This window comes from Alkanindiges hydrocarboniclasticus (assembly GCF_001982605.1).
In the GTDB taxonomy this organism is placed as follows: Bacteria; Pseudomonadota; Gammaproteobacteria; order Pseudomonadales; family Moraxellaceae; genus Alkanindiges; species Alkanindiges hydrocarboniclasticus.
The window spans coordinates 63,752-87,959 of record NZ_MLCN01000003.1 but is presented as its reverse complement, the minus strand read 5'-3'; the positions used below and the strand labels follow the sequence as shown (position 1 = coordinate 87,959).

Sequence of the window (24,208 nt, the reverse complement as noted above, 5' to 3'; positions counted from 1 at the left end):
TTACTCTCCTTGACTGGCGGCCTCAAGCTCGGTCCAGCGCTCCAGTTTGTCCATCAGTTCTTGTTCTATCTCGGCCAGCCGTGTAGTGGCCTGAGTGGCTGCCTGTGCATCGGTGGTAAACCAGCTACCATCGGCCAGCTTTGCAGACAGCTGTTCCTGTTCAGCTTCCAGCGCGGCAATGATGTCCGGCAAGGCTTCCAGTTCCCGTTGATCTTTATAACTCAATTTTACTTTTTTGGATACGACAGGCTGATGATCTGCCTTGGCATTTTGCCCTGAGTTTGGATCGGCCTTTTGTGCTGCTTTCTGATCCTTGAATGAATCACGGCTGCTGGCCTGTACGTTCTGGTATTTGGATTGCTGGGCTTTCTGAGTCAGATAATCCTGATAGCCACCAATGTACTCTTCAATGCCGCCCTTGCCATCAAACACCCAGGTTGAGGTCACCACCTGATCAACAAAGGCCCGGTCATGGCTGATCAGTAGCAAGGTACCCTGATAACTACCCAGCATTTCTTCCAGCAGCTCCAGCGTGACCATATCAAGGTCATTGGTTGGTTCATCCATTACCAGCAGGTTGGATGGCTTTAATAGCAGGCGTGCCAACAACAGGCGATTGCGCTCGCCACCGGATAGTGCTTTTACTGGCGTACGCGCACGTTGTGGCGAAAATAAAAAGTCCTGCAAGTAGCTGAGGATATGCCGTCTGGCACCGTTGATCTCAACAAAGTCACTGCCGGCACTGACGTTTTCCTGTACGGTTTTTTCCAGATCCAGCTGGTTGCGTAACTGGTCAAAATAGGCCACATCCAGTTGCGTACCGGCCTGAACTGTACCACCATGCTCCTGCTCACCCAGCAAGGCACGGATCAAGGTGGTTTTACCCACACCGTTATCACCAATCAGGCCAATGCGGTCGCCGCGCATGACCAGTGCTGAAAAGTCATTGACCAGTACATTGTCGCCAAACTGCAAGGATAAGTGTTCGATGTCAAACACCAGCTTGCCGGATTTTTTGGCATCCTGAACATTCAGGTTCACATTACCTTGTTGACTGCGGCGTGCCTTGAATTCTTCCCGCAACGCTTTGAGTTCGCGTACACGGCCTTCATTACGGGTACGGCGTGCCTTGATACCCTGACGAATCCACACTTCTTCTTCAGCCAGCTTTTTATCAAAGTTGGAATTTTGTTTTTCTTCGGCTTCCAGTTGCTGGGCTTTTAGTTCCAGATAGCGCGCATAGTTGCCTTCATAGCTGCGCAATACACCACGATCCAGCTCGACAATACGGGTCGCCAGTTTGTCCACAAATGCACGGTCATGCGAAATAAATAACAGGGTTAAATTTGGCCAGTCCAGCAGGAATTGCTCCAGCCATTCAATACTTTCTACATCGAGATGGTTGGTCGGCTCATCCAGCAACAACACATCGGGTTCGCTGAGTAATGCACGTGCCAATAACACCCGACGTTTACGGCCACCGGATAAGTCGCCAATATCTGCCTCACCATCCAGTCCCATTTTGTTCATGATGGTGTCGACCTGTCGCTCAAGCGCCCAGCCACCCATGTCATCCATTTTGCCTTGCAGGTCGCCCATGCGTACACAGGCATCCATATCCCCAGCCACGCACGCATTGCTGGCATGATGATAGTCAATCAGCACCTGGGCAACTTCACCAGCACCACCGGCCACAATATCAGCCACAGCGCCTGAACTCATCGGCACGTCCTGTTCCAGCATGGATAAGCGTAAATTATTTTGTATGCTGACTTCGCCACTGTCTGCCGTTAAGCTACCATTGATCAGCTTGAGCAGGGTGGATTTGCCCTCACCATTACGGCCAATCAGACACACGCGCTCACCGCGCTCAAGAACAAAGCTTGCGCCATCCAGCAGGGCAGGGCCACCAAAGGCCAGATGGATGTCGCGTAAGCTAATAAGTGCCATAAACAAGGGTTTCCATAAATGAGGAGAGCAATACCGTGGACGAACAGTTACGCCAGCTGGAAAACACATTTTCCGCACGAATTGAGGATTTGCAAGTTAAAATTGCATTTCAGGATGATTTTATTGAGTCTTTAAACCAGATGGTGGCCAGTCAGCAGCAAACCATTCTGGCTTTACAAAAACAAATGCAGGTGCTGTATCAGCGGGTGGAATCTTACCAGAATGGTGAAAACGGTGTGGAACCATTTGACCCATCACAGGAAATTCCACCGCATTATTAATGTATTGCGGTGGATTATGACAATAGATTAAATTCTGTTGTGCACGCTAAAACACTTAATCTTCAAACTGCCTAAAATCCGGCGCGCGTTTTTCCTTAAAGGCAGCCACAGCTTCATGCAGGGCCGCAGACTGGGCACGCTCAATAAACAGCTCCCCTTCGGCATTAATCTGCTCCAGCACCTGTGGCGTCTGGCCGCGCAGCAATTGCTTGCTCATTTTCAGGCTAACCATGGGCAATTGGGTCAGGCGTTTGGCTTTATTCATGGCATAGGCATAGACGTCTTCATCTTCAATAATCTGGTTAACCAGACCGGCAGACAATGCAGCCTGTGCATTAAAAGGCTCGCCCAGCAGCAGCATTTCGGCTGCTTTTAAATAGCCAGCGCGCTGTGGCAGCAATAAAGTAGATGCACCTTCAGGCACTAGCCCCAGCGTTAAAAATGGTAACTGAAAGCGGGCCTTGGCATCGGTATACACGAGGTCGGCATGCAGCAGCAGGGTCGAACCAATGCCAATCGCCACACCTTTAATGGCAATCACCAGTGGCTTGCTGAAGTTGGCCGCCGCCCGCAATACCGCAAACGCCGGTGCCTGAGTATTTTGGGGTGGATTATCAATAAAGTCCTGCAAGTCATTGCCAGCACAAAAATCCTGCTCACCACGCAATAGCACCACACGCACCGCATTGGACTGGTCAGCTTCATTAAGTACCTGTGCCAGCGCCAGATAAAAGTCACCAAAAAACGCATTCTTGCGTTCAGGACGGTTAAGAACCAGTTCCAGAATGCCATTGTCATGCAATTGGGCATTCAGGTTTTGATGGGGTGCAGTCATGTATGCAAGCGTCATTGTTGTGCTCAATCGATAAAACTGCATCATCATAACGTGTGTTATTGGCAGATGACGAGAAAAAAGCATGAGCCGCAAAGTTGATATTTATTGAAAGACAGCAGCCCATGCTTTGAAACTTGCTGATATTAAAGATTTAATACACCGCCATCCAGCAATAGCTCAGCACCCACCATAAAGCGCGATTCATCTGAGGCCAGATAAACAGCAGCTTTGGCAAGCTCAACAGGTTCACCCAGACGTTTCAGCGGCACCAGATTTTTAATGTCGTCAATCATGCGAGTTTTGGCATCGCCAGTTAATCCTAATTTATCAAAAGCAGCAGTGTGGGTTGGGCCAGGACTGAGCATATTGAGGCGAATGCCTTGCGCCAGTAACTCGCTGGATAAAGTCCTGACCAGTGAACGGCCCGCTGCTTTACTGGCTGCATAAACACTGCTTTGTGCCAGTCCAATATGGGCACTGACCGAGCCACATAAAATGACTGATGCCGGATTATTGAGTAAGGGATTTAAAGCCTGAAGCAAAAAGAAGGGGGCTTTAAAATTGGTATTGAATACACGGTCAAAATCACTGCTGGTCCATGCGGCCAGTGGCATATGGGTGACATCACCTGCATTCAGGTAAACAATATCAAGCGCATGAAAGTGCTGGCCGATCTGCTGGGCCAAACCAGCTTGTGCCCTCACATCGCTGGCATCAGAAACAACATAAGCGGCCTTGCCCTCTAATTCTGCAACAGCCTGCTGCAAACGCTGCTCAGAGCGCCCCGTTATGATGACATTGGCACCTTCGGCAATGAACTGTCTGGCAGTTTCCAGACCTATGCCACTGGTTGCGCCAGTAATAAGTGCATTTTTATTCTGTAAACGTTTCATGCGTTGTGCCTTTTGAGAGATCAATACAGTTTATTTTTATTACTTTGGTATCTAAAGTATAGTAAGCACCAAAAGGATACTAAGGGTGCAGATGGAATCAAATGCAGCCTGAGCTACTTTTTAATAATGTAAAAAAAAGTAATGATTTGCCACACAGCTCAGGAAGTAACAATGACCATAACGCCTAAAGAGTACCAGTGCCCCATGATGCAGTTTGTCAACTTAATTTCAGGCAAATGGTCTATTCCCATTGTGTATCGCTTGATCATTATTGATGAGCCGGTTCGTTTTGGTGAGTTGCTCAAGCACCTTGCACCAGTGACTCAAAAGGAACTAACCAAGCATTTGCGGGCTTTTGAAGAAAAAGGTCTGGTTCAACGGACGGTATATGCTGAAATACCACCACGGGTTGAATACGAGATTACCGCCTTGGGTAAAACCTTAAAGCAGCCTTTAGCCGGGTTGGCAGTATGGATGGAGCAGCATGCTGCCTATCTGCTACACAAATAAATGCTTAGGCAGCTTAAGACGGATATGGAGCGCCAAAAAATAATAACTTGCCTTTATACAACAGGCTAGGCACTCTAATATAAAGCGTTTGAACTGGAATAATACATCATGAGTGCAACGGCTTACTGGATCATTGGCTTTATTATCCTGTTTGTTCTGGGCTCTATTATGGGCCTGCGGGTAAGCCCACGCGAAAAGGCACTGGGCCAGATGCGGGACCGTGCGCGCAAAATGGGTCTGCATCCCCGCCTGATGCCAGCACCGGCATGGATTCACCATACTACACCTTCGGGTCGTGAGGGTGGTATGGTGGCGTTTTACAGTATTTTGCTGCCAGACGCCCGCTTGCCACTCATGCAGGCACGGGTTAAAGAGCAAAAATTGCATGTGCAGACCGGGAATACGCAATTTGATGGACAATCCCTCGATTTAAAGGGAATATACGCGCTAGAAATGCAAGCCAACTGTGCAGGCCTGTATTGGAATGAAGAAAGCGATTTGCATGGCGAACAGCTTGAAAAAATGAAAAATACCCTTATGTCCTTTGCACAGCAGGCTTAAATTCAGCAAGCTACCTTAATTTTTTGAGAAAACCGAAGCACTATGCCAACAGCGCCACGCTCTACCACAAAAACAACTGCCAGAAGCCGTAAGGCAGCCAGCAGTACTGCCCTGCCTGATGATGATCAGGATATCAGTACGGCTAAAAAGGCACGTGCACTGGTTATTGTAGAGTCACCTGCCAAAGCCAAAACCATTAATAAATATCTGGGCAAGGATTATATTGTTAAATCCAGCGTGGGCCACGTGCGTGACCTGCCAACCAGCGGTGGCGGCAAAACATCAACGGCAGCTAAAGGCCAGACCAAAACCAAGCTCACTGAAGCTGAAAAAGAAGCCAAAGCCCAGCAGGCACTGGTTAACCGTATGGGGGTTGACCCGGAACATGGCTGGAAAGCGCACTATGAAGTGTTGCCCGGCAAGGAAAATGTGGTTAGTGAGCTGAAAAAACTGGCCGCGCAGGTTGATGAAGTTTATCTGGCAACGGATTTGGACAGGGAAGGGGAAGCGATTGCCTGGCACTTGCAGCAGGTAATTGGTGGCAAACCCGAGCGTTATCGTCGCGTGGTGTTTAACGAAATTACCAAAAATGCCATTCAGGATGCCTTTAAAACGCCGGGTCGCCTTGATGTTGACAAGGTCAACGCGCAGCAGGCCCGTCGCTTTTTAGACCGCGTGGTGGGCTTTATGGTGTCGCCGCTGCTATGGGAAAAAATCGCCCGTGGCCTATCAGCAGGCCGGGTGCAATCAGTGGCCGTAAAGCTGGTAGTAGAGCGTGAGCGTGAAATCCGGGCGTTTATCCCGGAAGAATACTGGCAAATTTTTGCGGATACCTTAAACCAGGGCAAAAACAGTCAAGGCAAAAATCAAAACGATGAAATCCGCCTTGAAGCCGTAAAACAAAATGGCAAAACGCTGAAACTGCAAAACAAGGCACAAACCGATGCCGTGCTGGCTTTGCTAAAAGATGCGCAATACAAAATTATTGCACGTGAAGATAAACCCACCAAGGTTAATCCCAGTGCGCCGTATATTACATCTACCCTGCAACAGGCAGCTAGCACACGACTTGGTTTTTCCGTCAAGAAAACCATGACACTGGCACAGCGTCTGTACGAAGGTGGTTTTATTACCTACATGCGTACCGATTCAACGTTTTTAAGTAATGATGCCGTCAATATGGTGCGTCATCACATTGAGCATGAATACGGTGACAAATACCTGCCTGCCAATCCAAACCGCTATGGCAGCAAGGCCGGCGCGCAGGAAGCCCACGAAGCCATTCGACCATCTAATGTAGGGCTAAAAGGTGATCAGCTCATTACCATGGAGCGTGATGCACAGCGCCTGTACGACCTGATCTGGCGCCAGTTTGTGTCCTGCCAGATGAATCCGGCGGAATATTTGTCCTCGACCATTACCGTAGATGCCAATGGAATTGAACTAAAAGCGCGTGGCCGTACGCTGGTGTTTGATGGCTTTACCCGGGTGCGTGGTGCCAACAAGCAGGATGACGATGTGCTGTTGCCAAGCGTTAAGGTCGGTGAAGAGCTTAAGCTGGTTAAGCTTGATCCGAGCCAGCATTTTACCAAGCCACCGGCACGCTTTACCGAAGCCTCATTGGTCAAGGAATTGGAGAAAAAAGGCATTGGTCGTCCATCCACCTATGCGGCCATTATTTCTACCATTCAGGATCGTGGCTACGTTAAGCTGGAAAACAAGCGCCTGTATGCGGAAAAAATGGGTGATATTGTCACTGACCGCCTGAATGAAAACTTTAGCAACCTGATGGATTATGCCTTTACTGCCGATCTGGAAGGGCAACTGGATAAAGTGGCAACCGGCGAGCGTGACTGGAAAAACCTGCTGGACAGTTTTTATACCGACTTTAAAGGCAAGCTGGATCATGCGCATGCGCAGGATGGCGGCATGCGCCGTAATCAGCCCGTCGAAGTGCCAGATATCCATTGTAATTTGTGTAGTCGTCCGATGCAGATTCGGACTGGTTCTACCGGCGTGTTTCTGGGTTGCTCCGGCTATAACCTGCCGCCAAAAGAGCGCTGCAAGGGCACAATGAATCTGACACCAGCCGAGTCACTGATGGCCTTGGCTGCTGATGATGACAGTGCCGAAACCGCCGACCTGATGGCCAAGAAACGCTGTCCGGTGTGTGACACCGCCATGGACAGTTATATTATTGACGGTGGCCGCAAGCTGCACGTGTGTGGCAATAATCCAGACTGTGATGGTTATCTGGTTGAAGAAGGCACGTTCAAGATCAAGGGCTATGATGGCCCAACTATTCCCTGTGACAAGTGCGACGGCCAGATGCAGCTCAAAACCGGCCGCTTTGGGCCATATTTTGCCTGCGATAGCTGTGACAATACCCGCAAGGTGCTCAAAAGTGGTGAGGCTGCACCGCCACGGGAAGATCCCATTCAAATGCCGCATTTGCGTTCCACCAAGCATGATGATTTCTTTATCTTGCGTGATGGCGCAGCAGGCCTGTTTCTGGCCGCCAGCAAGTTTCCAAAGGTACGTGAAACCCGTGCGCCCACCATTGCCGAGTTGCGTAGCGTCAAAGACCAGCTTGCCGCCAAGTATCAGTATTTGCTTAAAGCCCCTGATACTGACCCGGACGGCAATCCGGCCATTGTGCGCTGGAGCCGTAAAAACGGGGCGCAGTATATTTCTTCGGAAAAAGACGGCAAGCAAACCAAATGGACGATGGTGTTTAAAGATGGTAAATGGGTTGAGGGTTAAGTTTTTTAATAGATATTAAAGCTACGTAGCTGACATGGTGGGTTGTTGAGACACATCACGCCAGTTTAATAGTTTGCCTATACTAAAGTAAAGATATGGATGTTAGAGGAGCTTTAAGCTCTTCAAACGCTATGGTTAGTTCTTAATCAATGTTATATAAGAGATGTTAGAATATCAATCTGAACTATGAATATACAGATAGCTTTTTTAGTAAAAAAGCAGATCTGCTAAGCTACTCTTATTAATTTGAAGATGAGTAAAAGATGAAGGGCAAATTTATTGTTATAGAGGGTATTGATGGTTCTGGAACCTCTACGCAATCACAATTACTTTTTGATTATTTAAATAATCAAGGAAATAAGTCTCATCTAACTTATGAACCATCTAATGGCCCTATTGGAAATCTTATTCGTGAGATCTTTAAAGGGAGAGTAACAGTCTGTTCAGATGAAATTCTCTTTGATAAGCAGTTAGCTCTTCTATTTGCTGCTGATAGACATGATCATTTGCATAATCCTATTGATGGAATGGAAAATTTTTTGAACAAAGGTCTCAATGTTGTTTGTACTCGATACTTTTTTTCATCTTACGTTTATCATTCTAGAACACATGAAGAACGACAATTTCTTTATGAAATTAACAAAGATTTTTTAAAGCCAGATTTAATTATTTATTTAGATAATCCTATTGATGTGTCTTTAGCACGTATGTCTAATCGCTCTGTCAAAGATGCATATGAAAACATTGAAAAACTCAAAATTGTTAAGAAAAATTATGATTTAGTGATTCAGGAATATCAGGGTGAGGTCGTAAAAATTCCTGCGGATTTACCCGTTCAAAATATTCATCAACGTATTATTGATTCAATTAATAACTTATAAGTGAGTATTGTAATGAAATTTCCAGATTTACTTGATCCTGATACACAGGTAGTCCTAAATGAGTTTGATACATTATTAAAAAATAATCAGCATTTAGAAAAGGAATTATTCCACTTATTGAATAGTTATGCATTTAAACATCCTTCTATGAAAACTTATTTAATATCTATATGTTATACATTGGTAGATTGGAACTTAGCTTTAGCGAAGCCTTTTAAAGAAAACTTTCACAAAAATATTTCAGAATTAATCAGTAAGAATTCAATTGATAAAACTGATGTTAAAGCTATTGATCAATGTCTTGAAAGAATTATTTTGCTTAACTGGAAATAGAAAAAATGATTCTTAGCGATAAATATATTGAACAGCAAGCTGCTCTAAATAAGATTATAATAAAGGGATTTGATTCTAATAATCTCAAAGGAGCTTCTTATGAATTGACAGCTAGTGAAAATTATTTTGATTTAACAGAAAATCCATCAAAAAAATTGACAGCAAAAAATGAAGATGGCAAAAAAATCCTTATTAAACCATTGCATAAGGTTGTGTTGATCACACAAGAACATTTAGATATTCCTTCTAATATATTAGGCCGAGTTGTAACTAAAGGTTCATTATTTAGCATAGGTTTAAGTGCAGTTAATACCATTGCAGATCCTGGTTTTAAAGGGCAATTAGGGCTAGTCCTCTATAATTATAGTTCTAAATATATTGTTTTAGATATTGGGGAGAAAGTTGCGAAAATAGATTTTAGCCAACTAATGGAAGATAGTCGGTCATATTCAGGTCAGCATGGTTTCAGCGCGCAAACTTGGCCTGTCCCAACACATCTGCAATATGAATATAATGATGTAAAAGATCATGTGAGAATGAAGCCTTCACCTTTAGAAGAAGCATATTCTGTTTTGCCTTTTGAAATATCAAATCTTCTAAAAGTATTAAAAGCTGGTATTACTGCACTACAAATTGCTTTAGTAATTCTAGTTTTTGTTAATTTAGCTACAGTTATACTTTTATTTATGGATAAAATAGATAATATATCAGCTGCTATTTTTATTAATGTTGTAAGTACAATTGTTGCTTCAGTATTTACATTTTTTTATAAATATTTTATAAGTAAGTAAATTTAAATGCAGGTTCAAAAGGAAAAATTTTTTTTAGCTGTTAATACAGGAATGACGGATGGAGATAACTTAATAAATCAAAAGTTTATTGAGTTTTATGAGGCTAGAGCTAGTGAAAAACTGTATTGCGCTATTGTAGGAAATGTAGTGATTCCAAATGGTTTCGGGACTAATGAGAGGTCACCTAACTTAACAAGTGATAAAATATGGAAAGAATTAGCATCTAGAATAGAAAATAAAGGAAGCATACCTGGCATACAGTTGGCTAGCACATGGATGGGCTATAAAGGTCAATATAGCTTTATTTCTAAATTAGATAATGTTTCATTATATAAAGGTTATGCCTCTGAATTTAATGAAAATTTTATATTAGAGCAATTTCAAAATTTAAAGCAAGGCACAGAGTTAGCAATCGAACATGGCTTCCGTCATATTCAGCTCCATGCAGCTCATGGTTACTTATTTAATTTACTTATAGAACCATTTTTTACAGTACATTATGGGTTAGTCTTAAGCTGCATAAATGATTGGCTTTTATTATTGAAAAAGCATCATATAGATTCTTCTATTCGAATAAGCTTAATAACAGGTGATCCATGTCTAGATGAGATCTTAAATATTAAGTCTTTTATACAGTCAGTCAAACCTGATTTTTATGATTTAAGTGATGGTTTTTATAATATAAATAAGCGATTGATATACCCTTACTCAAAAAATATTGAAGAAAGAATAGCGCGGCAAATAGCTGTTGCTAATCAATTCCCTGAGCAAAATTTTATATCTTCAGGACTTTCATATGGATATATGATGCACGAAAAAAATCCAAATAATTTGCATATAGGAATTTGTCGAGATCTGATAGCATCACCTAATTTTCTTTTTTCTGATAAAGTTAGGTGCAATTCTTGTTCAAAGTGCCATTATTATTCAAGAGCAAGGCAGGAGCTTGAATGTCCTCAATGGAATATTCCTAGTTCGGAATTATGAAAATTAGTATAATTTAAATTACAAAATTTTGATTTAATATTTCTCTGATTATTAAGAAATTGCATAAAAAATATTATTTTAGCTTATGTAGAAAAAGGCGTAAAAGTAGACTTTTTTATTGGTTTGGGTCAATTATCAAAATTATTAACGCAAGAGCAAGCTCTAAAGAAATTTTTTCTTGTGTTTGCTTAGAAATCTACTTCACCCAGCCAATCTCCCGCGCCGTCTTTTCACCAATCACAGTGTACGTCAGACTTTTAGGAATCACGGCTTTATTTTCATTAATCACAACTCTTCCGCCCATCAGTTCTGCTTTGGCTTGAGGAAATAACGGCTGCTGCTGCGGATTGCCGTAGCCATCGGGAAAGGCTGGCATGTTATTGGCAAAATCATATTTGTCAGTCGCACCCAAGGTATGCAACAGTTCATGGCTTAAAATCACCAGATTTTGCTGGCTATAGCTGGCATCACCAAACAGGTTAACCCGGCCCACACGACCTTTTTGCAGGGCGGTGGAGTGACTTAGCCTAGGTTGTAATTTGGGATCAAAATACAGTAAATACAATTGAATTTGTGGATGCACACTAAAGTTTTGTTCATGCCTCCAGGCAAAATAACGTAGCTTTAAACTCCAGAGCATGACTTCAAAAATACCCCCATTTACCGGGGGTGCGGGCGGCAACTGGCCAATGGGTTTACCCAAGACAATATTAATCGGGCGATACAGCTGAATACCATAGCGCTTGGCTTCACTGTTTAAAAAATCAGTAGCTTCTGCAAAATCCTGCACTTGCAAGCTTTGAATGTACTGCGCCACCTGCGGATTGTTTTCCACATTGATGGGATACACGGCCACGTAAAAGCTATTTTTCCAGTTCAGGTCAGATTTGTCCTGTAGCGATTGAATCACTACCACAGCCAGAACCAGCAGCAAAATAAAAACCCGGATTTTTTTCCACATAAGCTGTCCTTGTGGGGTGGCTGAATCAGGTTGGCTTAACGGAGCCAGCCTTTACGCTTGATATAGATCAGAGGAAGTAGCGCCGCCGCAATGGTGAGAATCATGGAATAAATAAAACCATATTTCCACGAGAGTTCCGGCATGACTGAAAAATTCATGCCATAAAATGTGCCAACCAGCGTCGGTGGCAGAAACACTGCGGTAATAATGGTAAAAATCTTGACGATCTGGTTTTGCTTGATGTTCAGGATGTTGGTGACTGCATTTTGTAGATAGCGCACTTTTTCATGTTCAAAATAGGCATGTTCCTTGACACCCGCTACATCCGCAGCCAGTTCATTCACCAGTTCCTGTAGCTCAGGTTCTTTTAAGTTATCTACTTCGCTGCTTAAATAACGCACCACGCGCGCCAGGGATAGCTGCGATTCCAGACAGCGTGAAATCAGTTTTTCCTTTTCATTCAGGCGGCGCATAATCTTAAGCAGGTCCTGTACGCCCAGTTCACGGCCATCGATGCTGTGGCCTTCTGAAATTTCAAAGATATTATCGGACATGCGTTCAAGTGCATCGGTAATCTGATCAATACTGCTATCAGCAGCATCGTTAGCCGCCTGAAGCAGGAAACGCAGTACCGCTCTTGGATTGCGGGTGCTGCCGGTTTTTTTGCGTAAGCGCGAAATTACATGGTTAAATGGATGAAAATCTGCCTGCTGGCTTAAGGTGGCAACCCACTGATCACCCAAAATAAAAGTGACTTGACCAAAATGAGGAGTGGCGTGCTGATCCCGCATTAGCAAATTGGTGCGCATATATAACAAGCAGTCAATTTCAATGATATTGCTGTGCTGACTAGCGATGTCAATACCAAAGCGCGAGAGCAAAAGCGCCGCTTCTTCCACAGTAGGTGCATTGATCTCAAGCCAGATGATCTGGCAATCTTCCTGTACTTCAGGCAGGCCCGAAATAATTTTTAATTCTTGCTGGGTTTTAATCAGGCTGTTGATCATAAGATAACTCGGTTATTGTTTGTTTTGTTGGTTACTCAGGGCTTGATATTGTAGAGGTTATTTTAAAGCTCATGGTTCAAAGTGCCAGTAGTGCACAATTACCATAATGCCAACAATCAACAGGTAGAGAACCAGTACGGCAAACAGCACTTCATTTTCCATGCTGATTTTATGATTATTTTTTTTCATGCTGGTAGCTTGGCTGAAAAGTAAGTGAAGGGATTATTACAGGTTAAACCTTAAGCTGGACCCATTGCCCAGCTTAAGCACGAACCGCCTAGGCTGGCCTAGCGAATCGCATCGCCCCAGGCTGGTACAATGGTTTGCATCAGCGGTTTGAGCAATTTCATGGAGGTGGCAATAATCTGGCCATTGTTCAGGCTATCATTGCCGCCCTTGGCATCCACCACAATACCACCCGCTTCCTTGACAATCAGTTCACCTGCTGCCAGATCCCATGGTTTTAAGCCCAGCTCAAAGTAGCCATCAAAACGGCCAGCAGCCACATAAGCCAGATCCAGTGCGGCAGAACCACCACGACGAATTTGCGCCCCGGCTTTGGTCACAGCCAGCAGGGTATTGAAGTGCTGCTCGGCATATGATACGACTTCGCCATTGCGCATGATGGCATATGGATAGCCCACCGCCAGAAAAGTGTCTTGTAAAGTGTCTTTGGGTGTCATGCGAATGCGACGCTGGGTGCCACTGACATCACGCAGCAGGGCACCCTGACCACGGCTGGCCGTAAACATTTCGTCTTTGACCGGGTCATAAATGACGCCATGCTGGGTCACACCTTTGTGCTGCACGGCAATCGATACACAAAAATGCGGATAACCCTGAATAAAATTAACGGTGCCATCTAAAGGATCAATGATCCAGCACCAGTCGGCATCGTTACCCTGACCTTCTTGCAGGCCAAATTCTTCACCCAGAAAGCTGTGCTTGGGATAGCTTTTTTTCAGGGTGGCAATAGTAAGTTCTTCAATATAGCGATCCAGACGGGTAACCGGGCCATCCATGCCCTTACTTTCAATTTGCAGATCCAGCTTATGGCGATTTTGATGCGCTTTTAAAATTTCACTGCCAACTGTTTGTGCCGCGCGCGCAGCCATCACCACCATAGGTTCCATGATTCACCCATTTGAATTAATTAAAGACGTCAAAGAATATAGAACAAGTCTAGCCGGTCATTTTAGCAAACTTATGCCTGCTCGTGTGGATTATTACATGGCGTCTGCAATGCCTCGGCTGCTTAATCAGTAGCAGGTTTTGCAGGTTTACGCTGGCGCTAAAGATTTAAGATAAGGAATTTAACCTTTTACCGGTTTTGTTACAGCAAATATTACAAAGCAGGACAGCAATAAATAGGGCAGGGCGGTTAAATAGCAGCATAAATTTTTTGCAAAAAAGATGAGTAAACCAGACAATGAACCACAACATGAACCAGAAAATGCAGGCTATTGAAATTGTGCGCCCCGGTGGGCCAGAAGTTTTAAAACGCACTGAACGCAGTATTCCTGTACCGCAGCCAAATGAGGTGCTAATTGAAATTGCAGCCGCTGGGATTAACGGCCCCGATGTAATGCAGCGTAAGGGCCTGTATAACCCGCCAGCCGGAGTGACCGATATTCCGGGACTGGAAATTGCTGGCAGGATCATGGCCTTGGGCACTGAGATCGGGCAAGTCAGTAGCTACAAGGTAGGTGATGAGGTATGCGCTTTGATTGCAGGGGGTGGCTATGCCCAGTATGCGGTAGCCCCCGTGCGCAATGTAATGCCGGTACCCACCGGTTTAAGCCTGATGGAAGCGGCTATTGTGCCGGAAACTTTTATGACCGTGTGGGCGCACCTGTTTATGCGGGCTGGGTTTACGGCTGCCAAGTCCATTTTGATTCATGGCGGGACATCAGGCATTGGTACCACAGCCACCATGCTATGCCGTGCCTTGGGGGCCACCCAGATTTTTACCACGGTGGGCAGTAAGGCGCAGCAGGATGCCAGTCTGAAGCTGGGGGCAGATGTGGCAATTAATTACCGCGATGAAGATTTTGTGGAGCAGGTCAAGCAGCACACAGAAGGCCGTGGTGTGGACTTTGTCATGGATATTATTGCCGGGGAGTATGTCCCGCGCAATTATCAGGCCGCAGCCATGAATGGCACGATTGTGCAAATTGGCGTTGCACAGGGCAAGGTTAAGGAGCTGGATTTATTCCCCATGCTGGCTAAGCGTCTCACCCATTTGGGTGCAACCTTGCGCTCACAAACCGTAGAGGAAAAGTCGGAAATTTTGCGCCAGTTACAGGAGCGGGTATGGCCACTTTTTGCCGCAGAGAAGATCAAGCCGCAATTATTCAAAACCTATGCCTTGCAGGATGCGCACCTTGCCCATGAGCAACTGGCTCAGGGCGGGCATATTGGCAAGCTGGCACTGATTAATGAAAGTTTTAAAGCTTGATTGGCGAGGTAAATTCTACGGCTTTAATAATTTTATCAATCACTTGGGCCTTAATGGCTGGATTTATTAAAGTCTGTTAGTGAAGCGGATATAAAATAAGGCACTTATTTGATGAAGTGCCTTATTTCTGGATCAACCTAATGCAAATTAGCGCTATAAAGAGTTAAATTCCAGATGAGAAGCTACGCTATGTCAGCAAGACTTTTCATAAACTGCTGGACATCACGCGTAATGCCATCTGCATTGAGGCCACATTCTGCCAGCATTTGCGGATGGGTGGCCTGATGCAAAAAGCTATCCGGCAAACCCAGATTAAGCACAGGCTTGAGAATACGCTGTTCATGCAGGCTTTCATTCACTGCACTACCAGCACCACCCATAATGGCGTGTTCCTCAATGGTTACAAATGCACTCACCTGACTGGACAGTCGTACCAGCAATTGCTGATCCAGTGGTTTGACAAAGCGCATGTTGACCACCGTTACACCCAGTTGCGGGCTAGCCAGTTGTTCAGCCGCCTTAAGCGCTGGCGTTACCATACTGCCAAAAGCCAGCAGGGCAATCTGTTGGCTTGCGTCTACATGATGCTGTGCCAGAATTTCAGCCTTGCCAATTTCCAGTGTGGTAAATTCGGTGGCAATATGGCTACCCGGCCCAGTACCACGTGGATAACGCACGGCAGCTGGCCCCGGATACTGATATGCCGTGTGCAACATCTGGCGGCACTCGTTTTCATCTTTTGGCGCCATCAGGATCAAATGTGGAATAGTGCGCATGTAGGCATAGTCATACGCCCCGGCATGCGTTGGGCCATCTTCACCCACCAGTCCGGCACGATCAATGCCAAAGGTCACATCAAGGTTTTGCAGGGCCACATCATGAATAAGCTGGTCATAGCCACGTTGCAGGAACGTTGAATAAATGGCAACCACGGGCTTTAAGCCTTCGCAGGCCATGCCAGCCGCCAGCGTGATGGCATGCTGTTCGGCAATGGCCACATCAAAAAAACGTTCGGGATACTGGCTGGCAAACTGCACCATGCCTGAGCCTTCACACATGGCCGGCGTAATAGCCAGCAGGCGGTCATCCAGCGCAGCCTGATCACACAGGAACTGGCCAAACACATCGGCATATTTCTGCGGCTTAAGCGGTGGGCTTTCATCCGGTTTTTTAACAGTATTAATGATGTTGCTGCTGAGCTTGCTGATGGCATGGTAACCAATCGGGTCTGCTTCAGCCGGGATAAAACCCTTGCCTTTGGTGGTATACACATGCAACAGGCGCGGGCCTTTACGGTCTTTAAGCAAGGCCAGTATGCGAGTGAGTTCTTCAAGGTTGTGGCCATCAATCGGGCCAAAATATTCAAAGCCAATGGCATGAAACAAGTTTTCGGCGGAATCATTGCTGTTCACGCGCGGATTAAATGCCCATTTGGGATGCGGCTGAATGGAGACTTCGCCGTTATCGCTTAAATAAACCGACTGACCTTTTTTCCACAGCGCACCCAGATGTTTGGCAAATCCACCCACACTGCCGGAAATGGACATGTCGTTGTCATTAAGCACCACCAGCACATCAGCCTTGTGCTGTACGGCATCATTCATGGCTTCAAAGGCCATGCCGGCAGTCATTGCACCGTCGCCCACCACACAGGCCACCCGGCGGTCATCTTTCTGGTAGCGCAACGCCAGTGCCATGCCAAGCGCTGCTGAAATGGAGGTTGAGGAATGGCCTACCCCAAAGGTGTCAAATGCTGATTCTTCACGGGTTGGAAAGGCTGCCAGCCCGTCCTTGCTACGAATGGTAGGCAGTGCTTCGCGGCGTCCGGTCAGCACCTTGTGCGCATAAGCCTGATGACCGACATCCCAGACCAGACGGTCCTTGGGCGTATCCAGCGCATGGTGCAGGGCAATGGTAAGCTCCACCACACCCAGATTGGCACCAAAATGCCCGCCGCTTTGACCCGCAGCATATAAAAGATAAAGGCGTAATTCATCAGCCAGTTGCAGCAATTGTGCTGTATTGAGCACCTTTAACTGGCTGGGCTGGTCAATACTATCCAGAAGTGGCGTAGCGGGACGAGCGGTTGGGATTGTGTCATACATCATGTGGCGATATACCTGCTAGCCTGGCATTCCTCAGCTGGGATTGAGTGTCGATTGACTAAAATCGGCGTCTTGCGTCTAAGCTTAATCAGCAAAGCGAATAGGCAATATTAGGCGCAAATCGTATCATTTGCTGCATGGATGTCCTAGTATTGTTGTCAGGAATTCGCATTAATTGCCTGTTAATTTAGCAGATTTTGTCATTTAATCGGTGGAATATTTTGTATTGTTAAACGTAACTGAACAATAAGATGGTTAGTTTATCTGGTGCTTATTTTCGTTATACTACTTCACTTCAATGTTTGTGGATGAAAATGTAGTGCCCATACAATTTGTTGCCACCTCTAAACTCCCGACGGCGCATGGTGAATTTGATATTTCGGTATTTGAAGACCCGGCAACCGGTGAGGAACATGTGGCACTTTCCAAAGGCCTGCTGCATAACCAGATAGGGGTGCAGGCTGATGCGGTGTTGGTGCGTTTACATTCTGAATGCCTGACGGGCGATGCCTTTGCCTCCCTGCGTTGCGATTGCGGCCCGCAGTTGAACGCGACCTTAAAAATGATTGAAGAAACCGGTAAGGGGGCGTTGCTGTACTTGCGTCAGGAAGGGCGTGGTATTGGCCTGCCCAACAAGATTCGCGCCTATGCCTTGCAGGATCAGGGCCATGATACGGTGGATGCCAACCTGCTGCTGAACCTGCCTGCCGACGCCCGGACCTATGAGATGTGCAAGGTAATGCTGGATCATTTGGGTATTCGCAAGGTAAAACTGGTGACCAACAACCCGGCCAAGGTTGAGGCGCTGCAACAACTGGGCGTTAATGTGGTAGAGCGTGTACCGCTTCAGGTAGGCAAAAATCCGTTTAACGAAGGTTATCTGGCCACCAAGCAACAGCGGATGCGCCATTTGTTTTAAGGCTTCCATGTACTTGCTAGCTGGAACGGCCACCAAGTGCATGGAAGCCTTGCACCGCGCGCGGGCTAGACACATAAAAATAAGTCCAAAATCCCATAATTTTTTTATGGGATTGCGTTATGATAAGCAGCTCAGCTCATGATTATTTCTTTTTATTGTTCTGGATGCTGCCATGACCCTATTTTCAAGTGAAGTATCACCACAGCACTCAAGCGAGTCACCCTCATCCAGCCACCCGGATATCCAGCGGGTGCGTGAGTTTTTGCTGGACTTGCAGGCGCGGATTTGTGCAGCACTGGAGCAGCAGGAAAGTGCTGGCGGTAGTAGTGCCCGTTTTGTGCCTGATGACTGGACACGGGCGGAAGGTGGTGGTGGTCGTTCCTGCGTGTTGCAGGGCGGTACAGTGATTGAAAAAGGTGGGGTGATGTTTTCCCACATTGATATTAAAAACCTGCCTGCATCAGCCACCGCGCGCCATCCGCATATTGCCGGGGCCAAGGCACAGGCACTGGGCGTGTCACTGGTCATTCATCCCAACAATCCGTATGTGCCTACCTCGCATGCCAATGTACGGCTGTTTGTGGCAGAAAAAGAAGGGCAACCACCCATCTGGTGGTTTGGTGGCGGCTTTGATCTCACGCCGTTTTATCCTGAAGAAGCGGATTGTGTCGCATGGCATCAGGTGGCACATGATTTGTGCCAGCCATTTGGTGAGGATGTTTATCCGCGCTTTAAGGGTTGGTGCGATGAGTATTTTTATTTAAAGCATCGTGATGAGCAGCGTGGGATTGGCGGACTGTTTTTTGATGATGTCAATACAGAATCCATGGGCTGGGATTTTGAAACCTGTTTTGCCTTTATGCAGGCTGTGGGCAATGGCTATCTGCAAGCCATTATTCCGCTGTTTCAAAAATATCAGGATAAGCCCTATGGCGAGCGCGAGCGTGAATTCCAGCTTTACCGCCGTGGCCGTTATGTTGAATACAATTTGGTGTATGACCGGGGCACGCTGTTTGGCTTGCAAACTGGTGGCCGCATTGAATCCATTCTGGTTAGCCTGCCTAACCTTGCGGGTTGGTCATATCGGCAGGAGTGGGAAACAGACTCGCCTGAGGCCCGTTTAACCCAATATTTTTTAAAGCCAAGAGAGTGGCTGGATAGCTAGCTAGTTATGGGTCTGATTGTAATGGATTGCGTGCACAGGCTCATCAGGCAGTGACTCAAGGCAGGGCAGTGTTAATGCCCTGCCTTGATTGGAATGCGTCAAATACGCCAAATAAATCTAATTTACCATTGGCGCACGCAGGTAGGATTTATTGACTGGCGATATGAATCAGCAGGCCATTTTTAATGGTTAAGGGTTGCTGAGTGCCATTAACCGGGCTTAATACCGTAGCGTTAAAGGGGAACTGGATAAAATTGGCATTACGCTGATCAACGTTCACCCCGTTGCAAGTCGCCAATGTACCGATACCACAAGCCCAGGCATAATTGTTGTCTTCAAGCTGAATGCTTTTAACCGTATTATTTTCGACAGTTACTTTGACATTCTGGGTCTTGTCGGCGTTGAAAAAGGTGTAAATATCCGGCGACTTGATTGCAACTGAACTGGCTTTGCTAAAACTGCAAAAATCCTGTGGGGCATCCTTAAAGCCCAGTTTGTCATCGGCGCCATTCGATTCACACCCAGTAATGGCTAGCGTTTTTTCTGCATAAAAACCTGAAAAATCAGCACTTTCCGCACTGTATTTCCCGGCTGTGGTTTTAAATAATGTGATATTGCCTTTATCCGTTAATAAAACATGGTTGGTTCCGTTATTTTGTACATTGGGGCCGCAGACCTGCCTGATGGTGGCATTTATGCCGTTGGCGGTTAGGCTGCCAGTCTGGGTATTTAAGCTGAATATGGTTGCACCTGTGCTTGGTGTGCTTTTGTCCTGATAGTCACCAGCATAATCATGAATTGCGCTGAGTGTCGCGGTAGGCAGGTTTTTGCTGGCACAGGTTTGTACATTGGGTGGTAACACAGGTGCCGCGACAGGTAGCAGGGCTGCATTTCCACTGGTTGCAAACAGCTCAAGCAGGGCATTGTAATCCTTAATGCTGGCACTACTGGCGGTTAGGCTGGCCTGAAAGACATCCAGCAATTGATCAAAGGCATCACCAACATTAAAAACTGTATTAAAGAGATGAAAGTTGGCAGGCAGGCTATAGTTTTTACCTGTCAGTTGCTGGTTGAGTTCATTGATCGCTGCATTGATTGAGCTGTCAGTAATGGCCTGATTACTTTTAAACCATTCAGCCGGGTGCTTGCGGCTAGCCAGTGCAATTGCCAGATCGGTCAACGGGGTAATATTGACATTACCTGAAGTAGTGGCGTAGCTGTGCAAGGTGGCATTTGCAGTCTTGGCTTGCAGCGCACACGGTAAGCTGTTAGCCAGCACCTGTCCTGACCATTTGCCATTGCGGTCAGTGCTTACAGGCTGGTTAAAGCCGCTTCCACCCTGACAGCTTGCAGTTACACTGGCATTATTCAGCGCTGCGCCGGTTGCTGCCGTGCCTGATAAGGTGATGTGGCTGGGTTTAGCGGAAGTTTGATTGTTATCGTTATTACAGGCACTTAAGCCTAGCGTGCCAAGTCCAAGGCAAATGACCAGTGTTTTTAGGGAGGTTTTCATGGGGCTAATCCTGAGGAGTCTATGGACTAGCATCATTTTTGCCTGCTAAAAACTCAACCCCCGGTTTAAGGGGGTTAAGCCATGAAAAGGGCATTAAATCCGGCCAGACAATCAAAGTAGAAGCGCGTCAGCCAAAGCCCAACAAGCTTGGAAGTAAAATATTTAGCGCCACATTAAGACAGTGACGCTAAAAACAGGGGGCATAGACAGTTCTTGCAGGTGTTTAAGGGATGCTGGCCTGCTCGGCAGTTGAGGTAACTGCGGTAGATTCATCGACCTGCTCTACATTGCCAGTCTGGGTATCAATAACCCGAAACTCAATCCGGCGGTTGTGAAACTTGCCTTGCTCGGTCACATTGTCGGCCACTGGATTTTCCGGGCCATAACCGGTTGCACTCAGCTTGCTGGCAGCCACACCCTGACTGACCAGATAATCCAGCACGGCACGCGCGCGTTGTTCGGACAGACGCTTGTTATAAACCGCATCCCCGGTTGAGTCGGTATAGCCTTCAACCATTAAGGCAATATCCGGTGCCTGCTTCATCAGGTTGGCGGCAATATCCAAAATAGCCTTGTTGGGAGCAGGAATAACCGCAGAATCACTGGCAAAGTTAATAATTTGCAGGTTGAGGGCACGGGCCACATCTTCGGCCTGTGCTGGATTGGGCAAGCTATTTAAAGCACTACGTGCCGCTTCAATACTGCTATTAACTGACTGGTCAATATCCAGTGGGCTGATGGCAGCCACGCCAAGTTCAGGTGCAATGCCCTTGATCTGGTCAACCAATTGGTTAATGGTGGCCGTATCCGGTGCATTAATCACCAGTTGATTGCCTGTCCAGGTCAGGCTGGCATTGGGGTAGGGCTTAACCAGATTTAAAATGGTTTGCATTTTGTCCTGTGCTGGCAGCGTGCTGCTATAGGCCGGATTTACCAGTGTATTACAAGAATACTGACTGCCAAACACATTGCCAATTGCAGTGTTGAGCATACTGTTTAACCCAGCATCCCCAACACTGGCATTACAGGCCAGCAGGTTATTGCTACTGCCCACAGTCAGGTTAATGCTGGCCGGATAAGCACTATTGCTAGCATTAACAGGTGTCGTTGTGGTTGTAGTCGTTACAGGTGGCGGAACTTCTTCCCGCTGGCAGGCGCGCAGCAACAGCAATGCCAGCAATAATAGTGCTGCCAGTCCAAGCCACCATGGCAACTGGTCACGGAAGGTTTTGGCACCGGTTTCAACGGGCATGTGGTGTGCGGTTTCAATTTCAGAAACAGGCGCTACAGCCGGAATATCAGCTTCTGGCTTAAACAGGCCCGCCAGTCCCAGACTACCCAGAACTGCAATGGACCATGCCGGAATACTGCTAACAATAATGGGGAGGTAAGTCTGCAAATAATCAAACACATTGGCTGGGGCAATATCATCCTGCAAGGCCTGCGCGCTGAGCGGCACTGCCCGATCCAGCAACGGGGTAATGGTGTCTACTGGTAAATTGTGGTGCCTTGAGAATTCTTCCAGCAACTGGTTAAAAGACGCATTGGCGATTTGCTGGGGAAAAATATCGGAAAACAGGGCGTTTGGATGTTGCAGTGCAAAATTAAACGCATCGGGGTGATAGGCAAAAACCCCCAGCAGGATAGGATAAAACTGATCCAGCAAGGCAGACTTGCTGTTGAATTGGTGGTGACTGGCATCGGTCAGCGGATCAGGCTGAATCACTTGCGGGGTAACCTGCTCTCTAAGCAGGTCAATCGGATTAATCGCCATTTGTTATTCTCCAGTTGCAGGCGGCCAAATTGCCATTGTGCGATGCTGGCCAACCCTGCTTTTGTCAGATTTTTTGTCAAGCGCCACAGGTTCAGGTAGCGCGCCAGAAATTAAACAGACAATCTTGTTGTGCATGCTTGTTGTGTTGGTCGTACCCTTTGATCATGCAATATTTTGATAAATTTATAGTTATGCGTTTTTGTTTAAATTGTGAGCTTTTCTAGTCGGCAGGTAAAAATTGTAACAATACTCATGATTTTTAGCCGTGTAAAAACCTCTGGCGAATAAAAGAACCATTCAGCCAAAACAGGGTCAGGCAAAATTAGTTTTTACCTGATCCTGCCGGGCTTAAAGGTTGTGCTTAAATTTCAGCGTAATGAGCAGTGAATCTTAATCACCACTAAAAACCAATCGGTTGCTTTAATCGGTTGCATCAGTGGGTGGTGATAGAACCCGCCAGAACCTGATTGACCTGACGGCTTTGCTGGCGGGCTTCGTCAATAATGCGTTCAACCAGCATGTGCGCGGTAGGGATGTCGTGGATCAGGCCTTGCGACTGGCCAATAAATTGCATACCAGTTTTCAGGTCGCCCTGTTCAGTTGCTGCTTTAAGCCGTGGCGTAGCTGCCCCAAAGCAGGCCAGCAAGCGAACCTTGGTCGGTTCAACTACCAGCCCCGCCATAATTTTCCATAAGGAAATATTAAGCTGTCGTGCTGCCAGCATGGCTTGCCACGCCGCTACAAAAAAATTCATGGGCTTGCGTGTCAGGCGCTGGGCTGTGGCAGTTTGCATGTAACGCGCAGGCAGGCCATCGAAGTTGGATGAATAAATGGTGGCATGCTGGTCCTTGTCCAGCACCGCCTGCTTGGTGTGCTGGTGTACCGGACTTTCAAAACAGGTGGCAAAGCGTGAACCCATGGCAATGCCGGATGCACCCAGCGCCAAGGCAGCCAGCAAACCGCGTCCATCGGCAAAACCGCCACAAGCAATTACCGGGACTTTAACCGCATCTACCAGTGCCGGCACCAGTACCAGTGAAGTCACATCGCCACCATGGGCGGCGGCCTCGTGACCCGTGGCCATGATGGCATCTGCGCCCTGTGCTTCAGCCGCCAGCGCATGCTTGGCCGTGGTAACCGTGGCAATGACCTTGCCGCCGTAAGCATGGCAGCGCTCAATCAGCCAGTCACCCTTACCCAGTGAAAAATTAATGACGGGCACCTGTAATTCCAGCGCGACTTCGGCATTTTCCTTGGCGCCGGGCATGAGCAGGGTACAACCCACACCAAAAGGCTTATCCGTCAGGCTGCGGATTTTCAAAATAGCGACCCGGGTTTCCTCAGGGCTTAATGGGCCTAAAGCCAGCATGCCCAAGCCACCGGCATTGCTGACTGCCGCCACCAGCTCTGGTGTGGAAATCCAGCTCATGCCTGATAAAACAAGGGGGTACTGGATGCCCAGAAGCGTGGTTAAACGGGTTTGCATGCTTAATTTCCTAAAATACCAACAACCTAAAATAT

At 46.7% G+C, this 24,208-nt stretch carries 21 protein-coding genes; 11 read left to right on the top strand and 10 right to left on the bottom strand.

All coding sequences use genetic code 11. The annotated features are described in order from the left end of the window. Complete coding sequence (locus tag BKE30_RS01010) at positions 1 to 1,950, bottom strand: ATP-binding cassette domain-containing protein (RefSeq protein WP_076876804.1); 1,950 nt, start codon at positions 1,948 to 1,950, stop codon at positions 1 to 3. Between the two features lie 35 nt (positions 1,951 to 1,985). Between BKE30_RS01010 and BKE30_RS01005 the strand changes: the two genes are divergently transcribed. Further along, entirely contained in the window at positions 1,986 to 2,231 is a 246-nt protein-coding gene (locus BKE30_RS01005; RefSeq protein WP_076876803.1) for a SlyX family protein, read from the top strand. A 55-nt stretch (positions 2,232 to 2,286) separates the two neighbouring features. Here the strand turns inward: BKE30_RS01005 and BKE30_RS01000 are convergent, their stop codons facing one another. Both BKE30_RS01000 and BKE30_RS00995 read right to left on the bottom strand, forming a co-directional pair. Beyond that, positions 2,287 to 3,081, bottom strand: a complete 795-nt coding sequence (locus BKE30_RS01000; protein WP_076876802.1) for an enoyl-CoA hydratase-related protein — start codon at positions 3,079 to 3,081, stop codon at positions 2,287 to 2,289. 128 nt (positions 3,082 to 3,209) lie between these two features. Continuing rightward, positions 3,210 to 3,959 (bottom strand): SDR family oxidoreductase, encoded by a 750-nt coding sequence (locus BKE30_RS00995; RefSeq protein WP_076876801.1) that lies wholly within the window; start codon positions 3,957 to 3,959, stop codon positions 3,210 to 3,212. 171 nt (positions 3,960 to 4,130) lie between these two features. Between BKE30_RS00995 and BKE30_RS00990 the strand changes: the two genes are divergently transcribed. The 7 genes from BKE30_RS00990 (at position 4,131) to BKE30_RS00960 (ending at position 10,785) form a co-directional block, all read left to right on the top strand. Next, entirely contained in the window at positions 4,131 to 4,469 is a 339-nt protein-coding gene (locus BKE30_RS00990; RefSeq protein WP_083698379.1) for a winged helix-turn-helix transcriptional regulator, read from the top strand. 108 nt (positions 4,470 to 4,577) lie between these two features. Beyond that, positions 4,578 to 5,030, top strand: coding sequence for an ammonium transporter (locus BKE30_RS00985; protein WP_076876799.1), 453 nt, complete (start codon positions 4,578 to 4,580; stop codon positions 5,028 to 5,030). Between the two features lie 42 nt (positions 5,031 to 5,072). After that, entirely contained in the window at positions 5,073 to 7,793 is a 2,721-nt protein-coding gene (gene topA, locus BKE30_RS00980; protein ID WP_076876798.1) for a type I DNA topoisomerase, read from the top strand. A gap of 263 nt (positions 7,794 to 8,056) precedes the next feature. Continuing rightward, on the top strand, positions 8,057 to 8,674 hold the full coding sequence (gene tmk, locus BKE30_RS00975; RefSeq protein WP_076876797.1) for a dTMP kinase: 618 nt from the start codon (positions 8,057 to 8,059) through the stop codon (positions 8,672 to 8,674). Between the two features lie 12 nt (positions 8,675 to 8,686). Then, positions 8,687 to 9,007, top strand: coding sequence for a hypothetical protein (locus BKE30_RS00970; protein WP_076876796.1), 321 nt, complete (start codon positions 8,687 to 8,689; stop codon positions 9,005 to 9,007). A 5-nt stretch (positions 9,008 to 9,012) separates the two neighbouring features. After that, complete coding sequence (locus BKE30_RS00965; RefSeq protein WP_076876795.1) at positions 9,013 to 9,798, top strand: dCTP deaminase; 786 nt, start codon at positions 9,013 to 9,015, stop codon at positions 9,796 to 9,798. 6 nt (positions 9,799 to 9,804) lie between these two features. Further along, entirely contained in the window at positions 9,805 to 10,785 is a 981-nt protein-coding gene (locus BKE30_RS00960) for an oxidoreductase (RefSeq protein ID WP_076876794.1), read from the top strand. 196 nt (positions 10,786 to 10,981) lie between these two features. Here BKE30_RS00960 and BKE30_RS00955 read toward each other — a convergent pair whose 3' ends face one another. From BKE30_RS00955 to BKE30_RS00945, 3 genes are all read right to left on the bottom strand, one after another. Next, on the bottom strand, positions 10,982 to 11,746 hold the full coding sequence (locus BKE30_RS00955; protein WP_076876793.1) for a hypothetical protein: 765 nt from the start codon (positions 11,744 to 11,746) through the stop codon (positions 10,982 to 10,984). Positions 11,747 to 11,781: 35 nt separating this feature from the next. Next, positions 11,782 to 12,753, bottom strand: a complete 972-nt coding sequence (locus BKE30_RS00950) for a CorA family divalent cation transporter (protein ID WP_076876792.1) — start codon at positions 12,751 to 12,753, stop codon at positions 11,782 to 11,784. Positions 12,754 to 13,040: 287 nt separating this feature from the next. Further along, on the bottom strand, positions 13,041 to 13,886 hold the full coding sequence (locus BKE30_RS00945) for an inositol monophosphatase family protein (RefSeq protein WP_076876791.1): 846 nt from the start codon (positions 13,884 to 13,886) through the stop codon (positions 13,041 to 13,043). Between the two features lie 320 nt (positions 13,887 to 14,206). Between BKE30_RS00945 and BKE30_RS00940 the strand changes: the two genes are divergently transcribed. Further along, positions 14,207 to 15,211, top strand: coding sequence for a zinc-binding dehydrogenase (locus BKE30_RS00940; RefSeq protein ID WP_076876901.1), 1,005 nt, complete (start codon positions 14,207 to 14,209; stop codon positions 15,209 to 15,211). A gap of 182 nt (positions 15,212 to 15,393) precedes the next feature. Here the strand turns inward: BKE30_RS00940 and dxs are convergent, their stop codons facing one another. Beyond that, a complete protein-coding gene (dxs, locus tag BKE30_RS00935) occupies positions 15,394 to 17,319 on the bottom strand; it encodes a 1-deoxy-D-xylulose-5-phosphate synthase (RefSeq protein ID WP_076876790.1) in 1,926 nt (641 codons plus the stop codon). 316 nt (positions 17,320 to 17,635) lie between these two features. On the opposite strand from dxs, the gene ribA reads away from it, so the two are divergent. Then, positions 17,636 to 18,235, top strand: a complete 600-nt coding sequence (gene ribA, locus BKE30_RS00930; RefSeq protein ID WP_076876900.1) for a GTP cyclohydrolase II — start codon at positions 17,636 to 17,638, stop codon at positions 18,233 to 18,235. Between the two features lie 172 nt (positions 18,236 to 18,407). Continuing rightward, positions 18,408 to 19,400, top strand: a complete 993-nt coding sequence (gene hemF, locus BKE30_RS00925) for an oxygen-dependent coproporphyrinogen oxidase (protein WP_076876789.1) — start codon at positions 18,408 to 18,410, stop codon at positions 19,398 to 19,400. Positions 19,401 to 19,548: 148 nt separating this feature from the next. On the opposite strand, the gene BKE30_RS00920 is transcribed toward hemF, so the two are convergent. The 3 genes from BKE30_RS00920 to BKE30_RS00910 all read right to left on the bottom strand — a co-directional run bounded on the left by BKE30_RS00920 (position 19,549) and on the right by BKE30_RS00910 (position 24,173). Beyond that, positions 19,549 to 20,913 carry a hypothetical protein gene (locus tag BKE30_RS00920; protein ID WP_076876788.1) on the bottom strand — a complete coding sequence of 455 codons (1,365 nt, stop codon included), beginning with the start codon at positions 20,911 to 20,913 and terminating at the stop codon, positions 19,549 to 19,551. Positions 20,914 to 21,136: 223 nt separating this feature from the next. Further along, the gene (locus BKE30_RS00915) at positions 21,137 to 22,687 is read right to left on the bottom strand and encodes an OmpA family protein (RefSeq protein ID WP_076876787.1); all 1,551 of its coding nucleotides are present in this window, start codon (positions 22,685 to 22,687) and stop codon (positions 21,137 to 21,139) included. A gap of 433 nt (positions 22,688 to 23,120) precedes the next feature. After that, entirely contained in the window at positions 23,121 to 24,173 is a 1,053-nt protein-coding gene (locus tag BKE30_RS00910) for an NAD(P)H-dependent flavin oxidoreductase (protein ID WP_076876786.1), read from the bottom strand. Positions 24,174 to 24,208 lie beyond the last annotated feature (35 nt).